This window comes from Flagellimonas sp., from assembly GCF_965222555.1.
GTDB lineage: Bacteria > Bacteroidota > Bacteroidia > Flavobacteriales > Flavobacteriaceae > Flagellimonas.
In genome coordinates this window covers 443,146-460,495 of the sequence record NZ_CBDCUG010000001.1, presented here as the reverse complement: position 1 = coordinate 460,495, position 17,350 = coordinate 443,146, and the positions used below count along the sequence as shown (strand labels likewise).

Genomic DNA, 17,350 nt, shown 5'->3' with positions numbered 1-17,350 from the left:
GTATTTACCAATAAAAAAAGCCGCAATAGCATTGCGACTTTTTTTAAAGAATCATCTCTTAATCTATTTGATCATCTCATAACTACGTGCTATAAAATTGGTCAATTCTTCACCTTTCAATAGTCCTTTGGACAATCTTGCCAAATCCAAGGATTGATTTATCAATCGTTCCCGTTTTTTGGCAGTTTTGGTGTTCAGGATTTCACTGACCAATTCATGATTGGTATTTACGATAAGGTTGTACATTTCCGGCATATTGCCCATGCCAAACATTCCACCACCACCTGTTTGCTGCATTTCTTTCATTCTGCGCATAAATTCAGGCTCCGTAATAATAAATGGTGATGCGGAACTATCCATGGATTCCATTTGGATCGTATACCCTTTTTCTTGGATAACTTTTTCCAAATCCACCTTGAGGCGATCCTTCTCCTCATCAGATAATTTGGAAATTGCTGTATCCTCTTTTTTGATGAGGTTGTCCAAATGATCTGCATCTACACGGGCAAAGGATACTTTTTCTTTAGAAGTTTCCAATTTTTGCATCAAATGTGAGATAATTGGGGAATCCATCAAAAGTACTTCATAACCCTTGGCCTTTGCGGCTTCAATATAGCTGTGTTGTGCCTCTTTGTCCGAAGCATAAAGAACCACCAATTTGTCATCCTTGTCAGTCTGGTAGTCCTTTATTTTTGCCTCTAACTCATCAAAAGTGAAGAACTTTCCATCTACCGTAGGGTAGAGTGCAAATTTTTCAGCTTTTTCAAAGAATTTTTCCTCAGAAAGCATCCCATATTCAATTACAACTTTGATATCATTCCATTTTTGCTCAAAATCTTCACGGTTGTTTTTAAATAGGGAATTCAATTTATCGGCAACCTTTCTAGTGATATAGGAAGATATTTTCTTTACCGCTCCATCGGCCTGTAAATATGACCTGGATACATTCAATGGAATGTCAGGTGAGTCAATTACCCCACGCAGCATAGTCAAGAATTCCGGCACAATGCCTTCCACATTGTCCGTTACAAAAACCTGGTTTTGGTATAATTGAATCCTGTCCTTCTGAACGTTAAGGTCATTGGTCAACTTTGGAAAATATAAAATCCCTGTAAGGTTAAAAGGATAATCCACATTCAAATGGATATTGAAGAGGGGTTCCTCAAACTGCATTGGGTATAGTTCCCTGTAAAATTCCTTGTAATCCTCTTCTTTTAGATCAGAAGGTTGCTTTGTCCAGGCTGGTGTGGGATTGTTAATGATATCATCCACTTCCTGGGTTGGGGCAGGATCATCCTCTTTAGCACCTTCCGGTTTTGGAAGTGTCTCTGTCTTTGTTCCAAATTTAATGGAGATAGGCATGAACTTGTTGTATTTTTTCAACAACTCACGAATTTTCGCATCTTCCAAAAACTCAGTGGAATCCTCAGCAATGTGAAGGATGATTTCTGTACCTCTATCTTTTTTCTTGGCTTCTTTTAAAGTGAACTTTGGAGATCCATCACAAGTCCAATGTACTGCTGGCTCGTCCTTAAAGCTTTTTGTGATGATTTCAACTTTATCCGCCACCATAAAGGCAGAATAGAACCCAAGTCCAAAATGTCCTATGATACCGGCATCTTTTTCGGCGTCCTTGTATTTGTCCAAAAACTCCTCTGCTCCAGAAAAGGCTACCTCATTAATGTACTTTTTTACCTCTTCCTCGGTCATCCCAATCCCTTGGTCTATAATATGGATACGTTTTTTATCCTTGTCGATTTTTACTTCGATCATCGGATTTCCATATTCTACCTTGGCTTCGCCTATGGACGTTAAGTGCTTTAGCTTTAATGTAGCATCGGTTGCGTTGGATATAAGCTCCCTTAGGAAAATTTCATGATCGCTGTAGAGAAACTTTTTAATTAGGGGAAATATGTTTTCAACTGAAACATTGATTTTACCTGTGGCCATTGTGTACTAGTTTTCTTTATTTTTTCCTTAAGATGTCAAAAAAAATACCAGAGTATTAAATATGACAAACTGGCACTGATGGATAGTTTTGAGAGATAATCATAAAACTTTAACATAATTTTGTTTAAGTTTTTTACATAAAAATTAAACAAAATTAATATATTCGTATTGTTGTGGAAAAGTTGCTATGAAACAGTTATGCTACAACAAAGTTTGTTTATTTATTGGTTAGGTTGTTGGGAAGGCAGTTTCTTTAGAAACTGCCTTCTCTTTTACCATTTGTTTTAAGCGACTAAGAGGAAAAGGATGAATAAGTTTAATGGTCCAACGAGGTATTTTTTCTGATATACCCTTAGTTCTTTGAATATATTTTTTACTTTTCCGTTAACTACCTCTAAGGTTTTTCAATAATCATATTATAATTATACCATATGTACAATTCAAAAATATCGGGACTCGGGTTTTACGTACCTGAAAATGTTGTTACCAATGATGATCTGTCCAAAGTGATGGAAACCAGTGATGAATGGATTCAGGAACGTACAGGGATAAAGGAGAGAAGACATGTTGTAAAAGGAACGGACACCACTACATCCATGGGTGTGAAAGCTGCCAAAATTGCCATTGAGCGTGCCGGTATAGACAAAAATGATATTGATTTTATTGTTTTTGCCACCTTAAGCCCTGATTATTATTTTCCAGGTCCGGGCGTGCTTGTGCAGAGAGATTTGGGGATTAAAACCGTAGGGGCCTTGGATGTTAGAAACCAGTGCTCTGGATTTGTGTACGGAGTATCGGTTGCCGATCAGTATATTAAAAGTGGTATGTACAAGAATGTGTTGGTGATTGGTTCCGAATTGCATTCCCATGGCTTGGATATGACCACAAGGGGCAGGGGAGTGTCCGTAATTTTTGGTGATGGGGCCGGAGCAGCGGTATTGACAAGGGAAGAAGATACCTCAAAAGGAATTTTGTCCACCCACCTTCATTCTGAAGGACAACATGCGGAAGAATTGTCACTGATCGCACCTGGAATGGGAAAAAGATGGGTTACCGATATTATTGAGGATGAAAACCCGGAAGACACCTCGTATTTTCCTTATATGAACGGGCAGTTTGTATTTAAAAATGCCGTGGTAAGGTTCAGCGAGGTAATTATGGAGGGGCTACAAACCAACAATTTAGGCCCGCAGGATATTGATATGCTTATTCCACATCAGGCCAATTTGCGTATTTCGCAATTTGTGCAAAAGAAGTTTGGACTTTCCAATGATCAGGTGTTCAATAACATTATGAATTACGGGAATACCACAGCGGCATCAATTCCAATTGCTTTAACCGAGGCATGGGAAGCGGGCAAGATCAAAGAAGGGGATGTTGTTGTTCTGGCCGCCTTTGGAAGTGGGTTTACCTGGGGGAGTGCAATAATTAAGTGGTAATGGTTTATGGGGAGGAAACTTGACGGGCTGAACCCAACACTTATCAATTTTATAGAAAACCAAAAGCTATTTTTTGTAGCCACAGCGATGGAAGAAGGTTCCGTTAACCTATCTCCCAAAGGATTGGATTCTTTTCGGATTCTGGATAACAACAATGTGGTATGGCTGAATTTGACAGGTAGTGGCAATGAAACAGCTGCACATTTGAACCAAACGAACCGTATTACGGTAATGTTCTGCGCGTTTGAAGGTGAACCCATGATACTGAGATTGTATGGTACGGCCCAAGCACATCATACCGATACTACTTTTTGGAAAGAATATATTGATCTTTTCCCCAATATACCAGGTGGTAGACAGTTGATAGCTATGAAAATTGATTTTGTCCAAATATCCTGTGGTATGGGGGTACCTATCATGGAATACAAGAATCAGCGGCAGGGATTGTTGGATTGGGCAGAAAAACAGGGTGATGAAGGATTAAAAAAATATTGGAAAAAGAAAAACACCACAAGTTTGGATGGGCATCCCACAAACATTTTAGAATAAAAACAAAACCCGGTTTCCATAAGAAACCGGGTTTTTAATTGATAGACCTTGAAAGACTAACCAACCAACACTCTATCAAGGAAAATCAAATTCGTATTATAAAATTCCTCCGCTGGATTGCTTGGTGTTGCTGTCTCTTCTTTTACGTTGTTTGGCTCTGTTTTTACCACTACCAAAGCGATAATTCATCCCTACATAAACGTTATTGCTCTCCCAGTTAAATCCACCTTCTTGCAGGTATGGTCGTTGACCATCAAAACCAAACCTCATGGTATTAAAAATATCGTTGTAGTTGAAGCTTAGTGTTCCCTTACCTTGGGCAAAACTATATCTAGCGCCTAGGTTCACAAAGTACATAGGTCTTACCTCAAACTGAAGCGTTCTGTTTTGACCTCTGTAAAAACCAAATGCTTGAAAAGTAAGTTTCTTATTTACTTTAAAACTATTGTTCATACGTATGTTCCAGGCAACATTGTCCACTTCGACATTTTCAACAACAATGTCATTTTCTGTTGGATTTGGGCTGTCACCACTCAAACTTTCTGTAATTCCCCGTTGGGTTTGCGAATAAAAATCAAAACTACCATTAATGCTCCACCATTTGGCCGCCTTATAATTTGTGGACAGTTCCAATCCATAAGCGGAAGTATTGTCAAAATTATCAAAAGTCAAAATCAATTTATTGAAATCCAATCGGTCCACATAAACAGCTCTATTGATTTCATCAGAGATGGATCTATAGAAAACTCCAGAAGTAATACTTCCATTTTTGATTCTTCTTGTATAGTTGACCTCATATGAATTGGTGAACTGAGGCTCCAAACTTGGATTTCCAAAAGAGGATATTAATGGTGTTGCCCATTCCCTGATAGGGTTTACCTGTCCTAAACCGGGTCTGTCCACACGTTTGCTATAACTTACCTGAAACTGGTCTTTTTCATTTGGGTTATAGGTTAGGAACGCAGATGGATACACCTGGGTGTACTTATCAGTAAAAGATCTTACGGAGTTTGTATCCGCTTTTACTTCAACATCCTCAATACGAACGCCTATTTGGTACGACCATTTCTTTCTATTTTGGCTAAAGGTTGCATAGGCCGAGTAGATGTCCATGTTATAAACAAAATCCGTGCTAGGTGTTGGAATCAAGTTTCCATTGGAATTAAAAGACAATCCAGTAGAGGAATAATCGACATCCGTTTCAAAGTTTCTTGACTCCAGACCCACTTCTATTTTAGAAATACTGTCCAAAGGATTTACGTAATCCAAGTTGGCAATGGTTTGTGTACGTTCTGTATCCACAAAGTCCATATAATCTGGGAACAAAGAAGTTCCTGAAGTCCTGAAATCCGCGTCCTGGCCACTTTCAAATTGATTGTGGTCTACCTCTAGCTCAATATTATGTCCTTCTTTTTTGAAATCCAGTTTATAGTCAAAATTGTATTGCTCGCTACGGTTATCACTGACATCGTTAAAAAATTGGGTGACATTTCTTGCCAGATCATTGTTATATGTCACTGCTGTAATACCCTGTCCGTCTCCATCAAATATGTTCTGGTTGGTGAAGAAGGAAATCGTGTTTTTATCATTTAAATAGAAATCAACCCCAACTTTGTACAAGTGCGATTTGTTGTTGTTGAAGAAATCGAACGCCTGAAGCGAATTTTCATCGATTCTTAAAATAGTACCATCATTGACATATTTACCAATGTTGTTGCCATAATTACCATAGAAGTTGAATTTTCCACTTCTGTAATTTAAGTCTATGGAAGAGTTGAACTTTGCTTCAATACCTTTGGTAAGACCCGTAGTAATGCTTCCGTTGAACCCAATGTTTGCATTTTTGTGCAAAACAATATTAATAATTCCACTCATACCCTCCGGATTGTATTTGGCGGAAGGATTAGTGATCAATTCAATAGATTTAATGGAAGTGGAAGGAATTTGACGTAACAATTGTGCTACCGGTACATTGGAAAGTTTCCCATCCACCATTACCCTCACATTTGAGTTCCCCCTCATGGTAATATCACCAGTCTGTGAATCTACATTTACTGATGGAATATTGTTCATGATATCTGATGCCGTGGCCCCAGCAGTGGTCAAGTCCTTGCCAACGTTGATTACTTTTCGGTCCACGCGTTGTTCAATAGTGGTACGTTCGGCAACCACTTCAACCTCATCAAGTTCCGAAGTTTCTTCCATTAATGTAATGGTGCCTACGTTCACTTTTCTATTCTTTTTGGTGATAATCAGTTTTTGTGAATGGGTCTTATAACCAATAAACTGAACTTCCAACACAAAAGAACCTTCAGGAAGCTTTTTAATTTCAAAGCTACCATCCTCATTGGTGATACCACCTGTTATGGTTTCGCTGCCATCTTCGGATTTAACCACAATGGCCGCATAAGCCACGGGTTGATTGAGTTCATTGTCAATTACAATTCCCGAAATGGAACCTATTGGTGGTTCCGAATCATTGTTTGCTGATAAATTAATGGAATAAATACTGCATAAAAGCAGCGTAAAAAGTAGTGTAACCCTTTTCATGAGCTTGTTTGTTTTTGATTGATTGATAGTGTCTACAAGACGACGTTATTTGAAAGATGTTACATGGAAAAATAAGTTTAACATTTTTTAACAATGAAAAGTGTTGTGAAAGTCTGTAAGGGTTTTCGTCCTTGCTGGACAAAAGTGCAGGACGAATAGGAAAAGAGAAACCCTGGCTCCCAACAAATATTGAAACACCAGGGTCTTTTACATTGATAAGCTATACTAAACACTAACCATTAACTATAAAAAATACAGTCTTACCAATGATTAATTTTATACGTACAATAGACGAGTTTTTTTTTGATTAGTTACAATCTTTGAATTAGTTTAACATATAAATTAACAAATGTTTAAAACACTTGTTTTTGGAGCATCATTAAATCCAAGTAGATATAGTAATTTGGTCATCCATCGTTTGGTTGATAACAACCTTGAAACAGTCGCGTTTGGGGTAAAGGAAGGAACCGTTTCTGGGGTGCAAATTAAGGGGAAGCTCGATGATTTCCAAAATATTGACACCATTACTTTGTACATCAACCCAATTCGGCAAAAAGAATACTATCAAAAAATACTCGATTTAAAACCAAAAAGGGTGATTTTTAATCCTGGAACAGAAAATCCGGAGTTTTACCAGATACTTCGCGAGGCTGGGATTAAAGTTGAGGTGGCATGCACTCTTGTACTACTTTCAACGGGACAATACACTGATTGATCAAGCAATTTTCTTCCCTCTTATAAGCCATAATCCAAAGAATGTCAACAAACCATTTAATGGCAATAATTCATATCCAACCACATATCCACCCAAATAAGAAGATGGGATATTGGCGATTGTGGCAATGATGACAACGGACAATACCGCCACAATCCATACATATTTATCTTTGAGGGTATACTTGGTGAAAATTCCAAACGCAAAAAGCCCCAGCAAAGGACCGTAGGTGTATCCAGCAACAATCAAAAGACTGTCTATTACATTTCTACTTAAAATATATTTGAATGAGATTATTACCAAAATCAGCATTACACTCATGGCAATATGGGTGCGTTTTCTAATCTTTTTTTGATCAGCCTCTTCCTTTTTTTCAACATTTAAGAAATCAACACAAAAAGATGTTGTCAGGGAGGTCAATGCACTGTCGGCACTGCTATAGGCAGCCGCAATCAATCCTAACATAAAAGTTATGGCCAAAGGTAATCCCAGACCTCCATTGAGGGCAACTTCCGGAAACAGCAAATCGGATTTAGGCTCCCCATCCATGAGTGGGGTAGATATCCCATTTTGGCTTGAGTAAATGTAGAGTAAAGCGCCCAACAACATAAAAAGGAAGGTAACCCCCACCAAAACAAAACTAAAGGACACCATATTCTTTTGGGCATCCTTAAGTGATTTGCAGGTAAGGTTCTTTTGCATCATATCTTGATCCAGCCCCGTCATACAAATGGTCACAAACATCCCACCAACAAAAGACTTGACAAAATGGTTCCGGTCTAAAAAACTTTCGGTAAAAAGGAACTTATTGTACGTTTTTAACTCTTCAGAAGCTAAAAATTCCCCAAAGCTCCAGTTTAGCTCCTGATTGATTAAAATTATGGAGAGAATAACGGCAAGGACCATAAATAAAGTTTGTAGGGTATCGGTCCAAACAATGGTCTTTATTCCTCCTCTGTTGGTATAGATCCATATCAATAATATGGAAATGATTACGGTAAATTCGAACCGCACCCCTAGATCATCAAAAACAAATTGCTGTAGAACTATGGCCACCAAAAACAGTCTAAAAGATGCGCCCAGAACCCTGGAAATAAAAAAGAAAAACGCCCCTGTTTTATGGCTCACGGTGCCAAAACGTTCTAGAAGGTATTCGTAAATTGAGGTGAGATTGAGTTTATAATACAGCGGTAACAATACATACGCTACTACAAAATATCCAAATAAATAACCCAAGACCACTTGCATATAGCTAAATTCGGAAGCCTCTACCCATCCAGGAACGGAAATAAATGTGACCCCGGATAGAGAGGCGCCAACCATGCCAAAGGCCACTAAATACCAAGGCGATTGCTTACCTGCTTTAAAAAAATCTGAATTGGAGTCGTTTTTTCCCGTGAAATAAGAAATAATCATCAGTACGGTAAAGTAAGCACCAATGAGCAATAGAATCTGTGTGGCGGACATATATGGAATTTGATTTGCAAAGTACAAAAGTAAATTGGTAACTGTAAAATCGTAATTTTGTTTGAGAATAAGAAGTATGGAATTTTCATCAAAGCTTTTGGAGAATGCAGTTTATGAAATGTCCCAGCTACCTGGTATAGGCAAGCGAACGGCATTGAGATTGGTATTACATCTTTTAAAACAGCCGGAGGAAAGAACCAATTTGTTGTCGGATGCCTTGATGAAATTGCGAGGGGAGATTAATTTTTGCCAAAGCTGCTATAATATTTCAGATACTGAGATTTGCGAGATTTGCGCCAACCCAAAACGGGACGAGACCATGGTATGTGTGGTAGAGGATATTCGAGATGTTATGGCCATTGAAAATACATCGCAATTCAATGGATTGTATCATGTGCTGGGAGGCAAAATATCACCCATGGAAGGTGTTGGACCGCAAGATTTGAACATTGTTTCATTGATTCAACGCGTTAAGGAAAAAGAAGTCAAAGAACTCATTTTCGCACTGAGTTCTACAATGGAAGGTGATACAACCAATTTTTATATCTACAGGCAATTGGAAGGGTTAAATGTGACCACTTCTACCATTGCCAGAGGTATTTCTGTAGGGGATGAACTGGAATATGCCGATGAGGTTACTTTGGGCAGGAGTATCTTGAATAGAGTTCCTTTTGAAAACTCCATAAAGGCAAGTTAGGTGATAAATAATACATATAAATTAAAAAAAAGTAGATTTCTTTAGTATTTTTGCAAAATATAAGTCGATATCACTTCGTTAAATAAGAATATGTCAAAGTTTGAGTTGAAATTACCGCAAATGGGAGAAAGTGTTGCCGAAGCAACATTGACCACTTGGTTAAAGGAAGTAGGAGATACCATTGAATTGGATGAGGCAGTTTTTGAAATTGCAACGGATAAGGTGGATTCTGAAGTTCCAAGTGAGGTGGAAGGTGTATTGTTGGAAAGACGATTTGATGTTGACGATATCATAAAAGTAGGTGAAGTTGTAGCGGTAATACAAACGGATGGTTCTGCCGAAGTGAGTTCAAATGGTGCAGATTCAGTAGAGGAGGTTGAGGATGTGGTAGAAGCTCCAGTTGCTGAAATAGAAGCCCAAATTGCTCAAGTAAAAGAAACAATTGCCCCTCCCGCACAAGATTTTTCAAGTTCAGAACGCTTTTATTCTCCTTTGGTAAAGAATATCGCCAAAGAAGAAGGAATCTCTATGGATGAACTGGAAGCCATTGTAGGAACCGGGAAAGAAGGTAGGGTAACCAAGAACGATATTAAGGCATTTTTGGAAGACCGTTCCAAAAATGGCAGTACAGCTGCTCAATCGGCACCTGTAACAGCCGAAGTGCCAACAACCAAAGTTCAGATTGAAACCCCAAAACAGCCTGCACAACAACCAAAAGCAACTCCGGTGCCCGTATCGGATGGAGATGAGATCATTCCATTGACACGTATGGGGAAACTGATTGCACAGCATATGGTGGACAGCGTTGCTACCTCTGCACATGTACAAAGTTTTGTTGAGGTGGATGTGACCAATGTTGTCAATTGGAGAAACAAACATAAAAAGGCGTTTGAGGAAAGAGAAGGTGAGAAGTTGACCTTTACCCCAATTTTTATGGAGGCCGTGGCCGTGGCATTGAAAAAGTACCCTATGATCAATATTTCATTGGATGGGGACAAGGTCATTAAAAAGAAAAACATAAATCTGGGTATGGCAGCAGCTCTTCCAGATGGAAATCTTATTGTTCCCGTAATTAAAAATGCCGACCAACTGAACTTGGTCGGTATGGCAAAAACGGTAAACGATTTGGCAAATAGAGCCAGAAACAATGCATTAAAACCAGATGAGATAAAAGACGGTACCTATACCGTAACCAACGTGGGTTCCTTCGGAAGTATATTTGGAACTCCAATCATAAATCAGCCGCAAGTTGGGATTTTAGCCCTGGGAGCTATTAGAAAGATGCCTTCCGTTATTGAAACAGATCAAGGAGAATATATTGGAATCCGAAGTAAAATGTTCCTTTCCCATAGCTATGATCATAGGGTGGTCAATGGTGCTTTGGGCGGAATGTTCGTGAAAACTGTGGCCGATTATCTTGAAGCTTGGGATATAAATAGAGAAATCTAGGTATAAAAAGCACATTTATTCCTTTCACTATTGTTAATTTAGGGGTCTAATCAAATTCATCCATTCATGAAGCTTTTAGCCTCTTTAAGTATGGGCCTACTTTTTTTGTTCAGCACAAATATGATGGCACAGGACCTTTCAGCCTATCAAAAAAAGGTTTTTGAGAAAGATGGGCAAACAATGCCTTATCGTATTTTGTTGCCAAAAGACTATGATTCTTCCCAAACGTATCCGCTGTTATTATTTTTGCACGGTTCAGGAGAACGAGGAAATAATAATGAGTCGCAACTGATTCATGGGTCTAGCCTATTTCTAAAGGATGAGGTTAGGGAAAATTTTAAAGCTATTGTAGTTTTTCCGCAATGTGCTGCCAATAGTTCATGGGCAAAGGTGGATTCTGAAGGAAGTTATCCAAACAGAACGTTTGTTTTTCATGAAAAAGCGGAGCCTACTCCAGATATGGTGCTGTTGGAAGGACTTCTAAAACAATTGAAGAAAACCCATAAGATTGATAAAAATAGAATCTATGTGGGTGGACTTTCCATGGGAGGTATGGGCACTTTTGAGCTTGTTCGCCGAAATCCCAAAATGTTTGCTGCCGCATTTCCTATTTGTGGTGGAGCAAACCCCGGTATTAGCAAAAAACTAAGAAAACCTGACTGGTGGGTATTTCATGGAGATTCGGATAACGTAGTTCCAGAAAAATACTCCGCTAATATGGTGGAAGCAATGAAAAACATAAATATCGATGTGAAATATTCCGTTTATCCCGGTGTTGGTCATAACAGTTGGGATAATGCATTTGCAGAACCGGAATTGTTGTCATGGGTATTCTCCAAATCAAGATAAAAGAACCTACTATGCAATTACAGCTTACCAAACCTATTTGTTTTTTCGATTTAGAAACAACGGGCACCAATGTGGCCAAAGACAGGATAGTTGAGATTTCAATACTCAAAATTTTTCCCAACGGCAATAAGGAAAGCAAAACCTGGTTGGTAAATCCAGAAATGCCCATTCCTCCGGAAGTAGTGGCTGTACATGGCATCTCCAATGAAAAAGTTGCCAATGAACCCACGTTCAAACAACTTTCCAAGGAAGTTTATAAAATGATAAAGGATAGCGACCTGGCCGGTTTTAATTCCGATCGTTTTGATATTCCCCTTTTGGCTGAAGAAATGCTGCGTGCAGATGTTGATTTTGATATGAAACATATGGTCTCAGTTGATGTGCAGACCATTTTTCATAAAATGGAAAAAAGAACTTTGGGTGCTGCCTACAAATTCTATTGCGATAAAAACCTGGATGATGCCCATAGTGCAGAGGCAGATACTCTGGCAACCTATGAAGTATTGTTGGCCCAGTTGGACCGATATCCAGAGCTGGAGAACAATGTGAAAAAACTGTCGGAGTTTACTACCCGTAAACAATCATTGGATTTTGCTGGGTTTATTGGTTTGAACAAGGAGGAACAGCCTATTTTTGCCTTTGGCAAACACAAAGGTAAAACTGTGGATGAAGTGATGGAAAAAGAACCGGGTTATTTTGGCTGGATATTGAATGCTGACTTTCCGTTGTATACCAAAAAAGTACTTACCCAGATCAAGCTCAGCAAACTGAACAACAAGCTGTCCTAGAATAAAAAAATTAAATATTTGGCTATGAAACTGATATGCATCGGTAGAAACTATGCTGCCCATATTGAAGAGTTAAAAAATGAACGTCCGGCAGAACCGGTTGTCTTTATAAAACCAGACTCTGCCATTTTACCCAAAGAACAGGATTTTTATATCCCTGAATTTTCACAGGAAATACATTATGAAGTTGAGGTATTGGTCAAGATTAAAAAAGTGGGCAAACATATTTCCGAACAATTTGCACATAAATATTATGATGAAATTGGACTGGGAATAGACTTCACCGCAAGAGATCTGCAATCCAAACTAAAAGCTAAAGGATTGCCTTGGGAAAAAGCCAAGGGATTTGATGGATCTGCCGTGGTGGGTAAGTGGATGCAAAAAAATATGTACGAAAGTGTTGACAAACTGGGGTTTTCCTTGTTAAAAAATGGGGAAAATGTACAAAATGGCAATACATCCTTGATGCTGTGGAAGATAGACGAGCTTATCGCACATGTTTCCACCTATTTTATGCTCAAAAAGGGCGATATTCTGTTTACAGGCACTCCTGCAGGGGTTGGTAAAGTAAGCCCAAATGATTACCTTTCTGGTATACTCGAAGGAGAACAGCTATTTGAAATTAATGTGAGATAATGATTTACAACCTCGACAAGATAAAAGAGATGGCAGAAGGAGACCAAGATTTCATAACCTCTGTTGTCTCAGTATTTTTGGAAGAAGTCCCTGTAGATTTGGAAGGCTTGGAAAAGGCCATTAATGAAAGGGATTATGAAAATGTGTACAAGCTGGCCCATAAGATAAAGCCCAATGTGGATTTATTGGGAATGGAACAGACGCGGGCCACTGCGCTTGAAATTGAAACTTTGGGAAAAAGCTCTGCCAATATGGAAGAAATTGAGCAAAGGTTTCCCTTACTTAAAAAAGATGTCCTTCAAGTGATATCAGAATTACAAAAAGACTTCAACTTATAAATGCAAGCTGAAATCATCACTATTGGCGATGAAATTCTCATTGGCCAGATTGTGGATTCCAATTCTGCATTTATTTCCCAAGAACTGAACAAGATTGGCGTCTCGGTATATCAGATTACCTCTGTACAGGATGATAGGGACCATATTTTGGATGCTCTGGAAGTTGCAGGAAAAAGGTCCTCCGTGGTCATTGTTACTGGCGGATTGGGGCCTACCAAAGATGATGTTACCAAACATACGCTGTGTCAATTTTTTGAAGACGAGCTCGTACTGGATAACACGGTATTAGAGCATATTGAAGAATTGTTCAAAAAATACATTTCAACCCCTATTTCAGATTTGAACCGAAAACAGGCTTTAGTGCCGTCCAAAGCCACGGTCTTGCACAATGCCAATGGTACCGCACCAGGACTTTGGATGAAAAAGGGGGATACGGCATATGTTTCCCTGCCCGGTGTGCCTTTTGAGATGAAACATCTGATCCAAGATCAGGTATTGCCAAAAATCATCAGTGAATACGAACGCCCACATATTTTTCATAGAACAATAATGACCTATGGAATGGGGGAAAGCGCTATTGCGGATAAAATTGAAGATTGGGAGGACAACCTCCCAGATTTCATCAAACTGGCATATCTTCCCAATTTAGGACGCGTTAGACTCAGGCTTACGGCTAAAGGGATGGATGAACAAACTCTAATAGCTTCAGTAGAGACAGAGGTCAAGAAACTTTATAAACTTATTGGGGACATCATTTATGGTGAAGAGGAAAGTGGCTCTATTGAAAACCAAGTGGCAAAATTGTTGACCCAAAAAGGTATGAGTCTGGCAACAGCTGAAAGCTTTACGGGAGGGAAGGTTGCTGAACAGATAACCGCAATTCCAGGTGCATCTGCTTATTTTAAGGGGAGTATTGTTAGCTATGCTACCGAAACCAAAATCAAACTTTTGGAAGTTTCGGAAAATTTGATTTCCGAACATTCGGTGGTAAGTGAAGAAGTTGCCATGGCAATGGCAAATAATGTAAAGCGTAAGTTGGATACAGATTTTTCAATTGCAACAACTGGTAATGCAGGTCCAACAAAAGGTGACTCCAATGCTGATGTTGGAACGGTATTTATTGCCATCGGTACTCCAAAGCGTACATTTGCCCAGAAATTCACTATGGGAAATAGCCGGGAACGTATTGTGCAAAGGTCCGTGAACAAGGCATTTGAACTCTTGCTAAAAGAAATTTTAAATTTCTAAAAAAGAATTTTGTGCGTCCCATTAAAATGCCATAAATTTGCAGCCTCAATAAAATCACTCAAAAGTTAGGGAGATGTCTAAAGTTTGTGAAGTTACAGGAAAAAAGGTGATGTTTGGAAACAACGTTTCCTTTTCTATCAATAAAACCAAGAGGAGATTCGATGTAAATATTTCCAAAAAGAAATTTTACATTCCAGAAGAAGACCGTTGGGTGACTCTTAATGTTTCCTCAAGAGGATTGAAAATCATCAATAAAAAAGGAATCTCTGCTGTTTTAAAGGAAATCAATTCCAAAAAATAGGTAGATAAGATTTTAAGTACGATACAATGGCAAAGAAGGGAAATAGAATTCAGGTTATTTTAGAGTGTACTGAACATAAGGAGTCTGGTATGCCAGGAACTTCAAGGTACATTACCACTAAGAATAAGAAAAACACGCCAGATAGAATGGAGATTAAAAAATTCAATCCTATTCTTAAGCGTATGACCATTCATAAAGAAATAAAATAAGTTAGGCCATGGCAAAGAAGACAGTAGCAACACTTCAAGGAAGTTCAAAAAGATTGACAAAGGCCATCAAAATGGTAAAATCTCCTAAAACTGGAGCATACACATTTGTAGAGTCGGTAATGTCACCAGAATTGGTAAACGATTGGTTGAGCAAAAAATAGCCAATGCATTCATAAAATTTAAAAGCCGCTTTAATAGCGGCTTTTTTTGTTTAGATTCGTATGTAATCAAAAAGAACTCCTACTATACCTCTCCCCCGGGGAGAGGTCGAATCCTGAATATGGGATTCGGGTGAGGGGTTGAAAACCGCAATTGGGTTTAATAAAACTGCCTTTACTTTCCTATCTTTGGCGATTGATGATGAACGCATATGAGTCTTTTTAAAAAAATATTTTCTTCGGATAAAAAAGAGACCTTGGACAAAGGCCTTGAAAAGTCAAAAACCAGCTTTTTTGGCAAATTAAGCAAAGCTGTTGCAGGTAAATCCAAAGTAGATGATGAGGTTTTGGATAATTTGGAAGAAGTTTTGGTCACTTCCGATGTTGGAGTGAACACCACTCTTAAAATTATTGAGCGTATTGAAGAACGTGTTTCCAAGGATAAATATATGGGCGCGGAAGAACTCAATACTATTTTACGGGAGGAGATCGCAGGATTACTTTCTGAAACCCATGTTGGTGAAGATTCAGAATTTACGGTTCCTACCGATAAAAAACCTTATGTGATCATGGTAGTTGGGGTTAATGGTGTGGGCAAGACCACTACCATTGGAAAATTGGCCAATCAATTTAAAAATCAAGGTCTAAAAGTGGTTTTGGGGGCAGGCGATACCTTTAGGGCCGCTGCCATTGATCAGTTGGAGGTTTGGGCCAAGCGCGTGGACGTGCCCATCATAAAACAAAAAATGGGAAGCGACCCTGCGTCAGTTGCCTTTGACACTTTAAATTCAGCTGTGGCGGACAATGCTGATGTGGTTTTGATTGATACCGCGGGCCGATTGCACAATAAAGTGAATTTGATGAACGAGCTTTCCAAGGTAAAGCGAGTAATGCAAAAGGTTGTTCCCGATGCTCCGCATGACGTTTTATTGGTTTTAGACGGTTCCACAGGGCAAAACGCATTTGAACAGGCAAAACAATTTACCAAGGCGACTGAGGTAACCAGCTTGGCCGTAACCAAATTGGACGGTACCGCCAAAGGTGGAGTGGTCATCGGAATTTCGGACCAATTCCAAATTCCGGTCAAATATATTGGAGTTGGTGAAGGTATCGAAGACCTTCAGGTTTTCAATAAGTATGAATTTGTAGATTCTTTCTTCAAAATCTAGCCGCAGGTCACACGCATCCAAAATACCCAAATATTCCCTAAATTTAGTCGACCTAGAACTAAACCATGGGAAGAATACATTTGTTCGAATTTGAAGACCAGAAATGGTTTCCAGGGTTTTTACGTGATTATGGTACCGATTTCCTTCAATTTTTATCCAATAAGGCCAAACTTTACAAGCCTGTTATCCCGATAATAGAAAAGGGACTCAAAGCTAGTGGAACACATACAATTGTAGATTTGGGCTCAGGTGGGGGAGGTGGATTACTTTGGTTGAATTCCGAACTCAAGAAGACCAATCCCAATCTAAAAATTATTCTGACGGATTATTATCCCAACCTAAAAGCCTTTGAATACACCAAGAAGCAGGCGGACAATTTTGAATTTATCACTACCTCTATCGATGCAAGAAAAGTGCCCGAGAGCTTGAAAGGCTTTAGAACACAGTTTTTATCCTTGCACCATTTTAAACCTGAGGATGCCAAACAGATATTACAAAATGCTGTTGACACTAAAAGTGTTATTGGTGTTTTTGAGGCACAAGAACGAAGTGTCCCGAGCATTCTGGCCATGCTTTTTTCGCCTATTTCTGTCTTGCTTACCACACCTTTCATAAGACCTTTCAAGTTTGGAAGGTTGATTTTCACCTACCTAATCCCCATTGTTCCGCTGTTTGTACTTTGGGATGGAGTAGTTTCATCATTACGCACATATTCTGTGGATGAAATGGGGGCTTTGGTGGATGGTCTGGACGACAAAGACACCTATAATTGGGAAATTGAACGTGTGAAATCCGGTCCTGGTGTAGTGTTATACCTTTTGGGAACTCCAAAATAGAT

At 39.0% G+C, this 17,350-nt stretch carries 18 protein-coding genes; 15 read left to right on the top strand and 3 right to left on the bottom strand.

Features of this window, described 5'->3' with window-relative positions; genetic code table 11:
• Positions 1–63: 63 nt before the first annotated feature.
• Positions 64–1,950 carry a molecular chaperone HtpG gene (gene htpG / locus ACOQO1_RS02080; protein ID WP_420601201.1) on the bottom strand — a complete coding sequence of 629 codons (1,887 nt, stop codon included), beginning with the start codon at positions 1,948–1,950 and terminating at the stop codon, positions 64–66.
• A gap of 431 nt (positions 1,951–2,381) precedes the next feature.
• On the opposite strand from htpG, the gene ACOQO1_RS02075 reads away from it, so the two are divergent.
• Positions 2,382–3,389 carry a 3-oxoacyl-ACP synthase III family protein gene (locus tag ACOQO1_RS02075; RefSeq protein WP_420601200.1) on the top strand — a complete coding sequence of 336 codons (1,008 nt, stop codon included), beginning with the start codon at positions 2,382–2,384 and terminating at the stop codon, positions 3,387–3,389.
• 6 nt (positions 3,390–3,395) lie between these two features.
• Entirely contained in the window at positions 3,396–3,938 is a 543-nt protein-coding gene (locus ACOQO1_RS02070; RefSeq protein WP_420601199.1) for a pyridoxamine 5'-phosphate oxidase family protein, read from the top strand.
• Positions 3,939–4,034: 96 nt separating this feature from the next.
• Here ACOQO1_RS02070 and ACOQO1_RS02065 read toward each other — a convergent pair whose 3' ends face one another.
• On the bottom strand, positions 4,035–6,488 hold the full coding sequence (locus ACOQO1_RS02065; protein WP_420601198.1) for a TonB-dependent receptor domain-containing protein: 2,454 nt from the start codon (positions 6,486–6,488) through the stop codon (positions 4,035–4,037).
• A 349-nt stretch (positions 6,489–6,837) separates the two neighbouring features.
• On the opposite strand from ACOQO1_RS02065, the gene ACOQO1_RS02060 reads away from it, so the two are divergent.
• Positions 6,838–7,203, top strand: coding sequence for a CoA-binding protein (locus ACOQO1_RS02060; protein ID WP_420601197.1), 366 nt, complete (start codon positions 6,838–6,840; stop codon positions 7,201–7,203).
• On the opposite strand, the gene ACOQO1_RS02055 is transcribed toward ACOQO1_RS02060, so the two are convergent.
• On the bottom strand, positions 7,204–8,670 hold the full coding sequence (locus ACOQO1_RS02055; RefSeq protein WP_420601196.1) for a sodium:solute symporter: 1,467 nt from the start codon (positions 8,668–8,670) through the stop codon (positions 7,204–7,206). It abuts the gene before it with no gap.
• 76 nt (positions 8,671–8,746) lie between these two features.
• Here ACOQO1_RS02055 and recR point away from each other — a divergent pair, with 76 nt between their 5' ends.
• The 12 genes from recR (at position 8,747) to ACOQO1_RS01995 (ending at position 17,348) form a co-directional block, all read left to right on the top strand.
• Positions 8,747–9,367 carry a recombination mediator RecR gene (gene recR / locus ACOQO1_RS02050; protein ID WP_420601195.1) on the top strand — a complete coding sequence of 207 codons (621 nt, stop codon included), beginning with the start codon at positions 8,747–8,749 and terminating at the stop codon, positions 9,365–9,367.
• Between the two features lie 90 nt (positions 9,368–9,457).
• Positions 9,458–10,816, top strand: coding sequence for a dihydrolipoamide acetyltransferase family protein (locus ACOQO1_RS02045; protein ID WP_420601194.1), 1,359 nt, complete (start codon positions 9,458–9,460; stop codon positions 10,814–10,816).
• Between the two features lie 66 nt (positions 10,817–10,882).
• Entirely contained in the window at positions 10,883–11,665 is a 783-nt protein-coding gene (locus tag ACOQO1_RS02040) for an alpha/beta hydrolase-fold protein (protein WP_420601193.1), read from the top strand.
• An 11-nt stretch (positions 11,666–11,676) separates the two neighbouring features.
• Positions 11,677–12,453, top strand: coding sequence for an exonuclease domain-containing protein (locus ACOQO1_RS02035; RefSeq protein ID WP_420601192.1), 777 nt, complete (start codon positions 11,677–11,679; stop codon positions 12,451–12,453).
• A 24-nt stretch (positions 12,454–12,477) separates the two neighbouring features.
• Positions 12,478–13,089 carry a fumarylacetoacetate hydrolase family protein gene (locus tag ACOQO1_RS02030; RefSeq protein ID WP_420601191.1) on the top strand — a complete coding sequence of 204 codons (612 nt, stop codon included), beginning with the start codon at positions 12,478–12,480 and terminating at the stop codon, positions 13,087–13,089.
• Positions 13,089–13,427, top strand: coding sequence for an Hpt domain-containing protein (locus ACOQO1_RS02025; protein WP_420601190.1), 339 nt, complete (start codon positions 13,089–13,091; stop codon positions 13,425–13,427). The genes ACOQO1_RS02030 and ACOQO1_RS02025 overlap by 1 nt, the downstream gene beginning before the upstream one ends.
• A complete protein-coding gene (locus ACOQO1_RS02020; protein ID WP_420601189.1) occupies positions 13,428–14,675 on the top strand; it encodes a competence/damage-inducible protein A in 1,248 nt (415 codons plus the stop codon).
• A 73-nt stretch (positions 14,676–14,748) separates the two neighbouring features.
• Positions 14,749–14,976 carry a 50S ribosomal protein L28 gene (rpmB, locus tag ACOQO1_RS02015; protein WP_130615856.1) on the top strand — a complete coding sequence of 76 codons (228 nt, stop codon included), beginning with the start codon at positions 14,749–14,751 and terminating at the stop codon, positions 14,974–14,976.
• 26 nt (positions 14,977–15,002) lie between these two features.
• On the top strand, positions 15,003–15,185 hold the full coding sequence (gene rpmG, locus ACOQO1_RS02010; protein WP_053972430.1) for a 50S ribosomal protein L33: 183 nt from the start codon (positions 15,003–15,005) through the stop codon (positions 15,183–15,185).
• A gap of 8 nt (positions 15,186–15,193) precedes the next feature.
• Positions 15,194–15,346 carry a DUF4295 domain-containing protein gene (locus ACOQO1_RS02005; protein WP_311352885.1) on the top strand — a complete coding sequence of 51 codons (153 nt, stop codon included), beginning with the start codon at positions 15,194–15,196 and terminating at the stop codon, positions 15,344–15,346.
• Positions 15,347–15,555: 209 nt separating this feature from the next.
• On the top strand, positions 15,556–16,512 hold the full coding sequence (gene ftsY / locus ACOQO1_RS02000) for a signal recognition particle-docking protein FtsY (RefSeq protein WP_420601188.1): 957 nt from the start codon (positions 15,556–15,558) through the stop codon (positions 16,510–16,512).
• 65 nt (positions 16,513–16,577) lie between these two features.
• Complete coding sequence (locus ACOQO1_RS01995; protein WP_420601187.1) at positions 16,578–17,348, top strand: hypothetical protein; 771 nt, start codon at positions 16,578–16,580, stop codon at positions 17,346–17,348.
• The last annotated feature ends 2 nt before the right edge of the window (positions 17,349–17,350 follow it).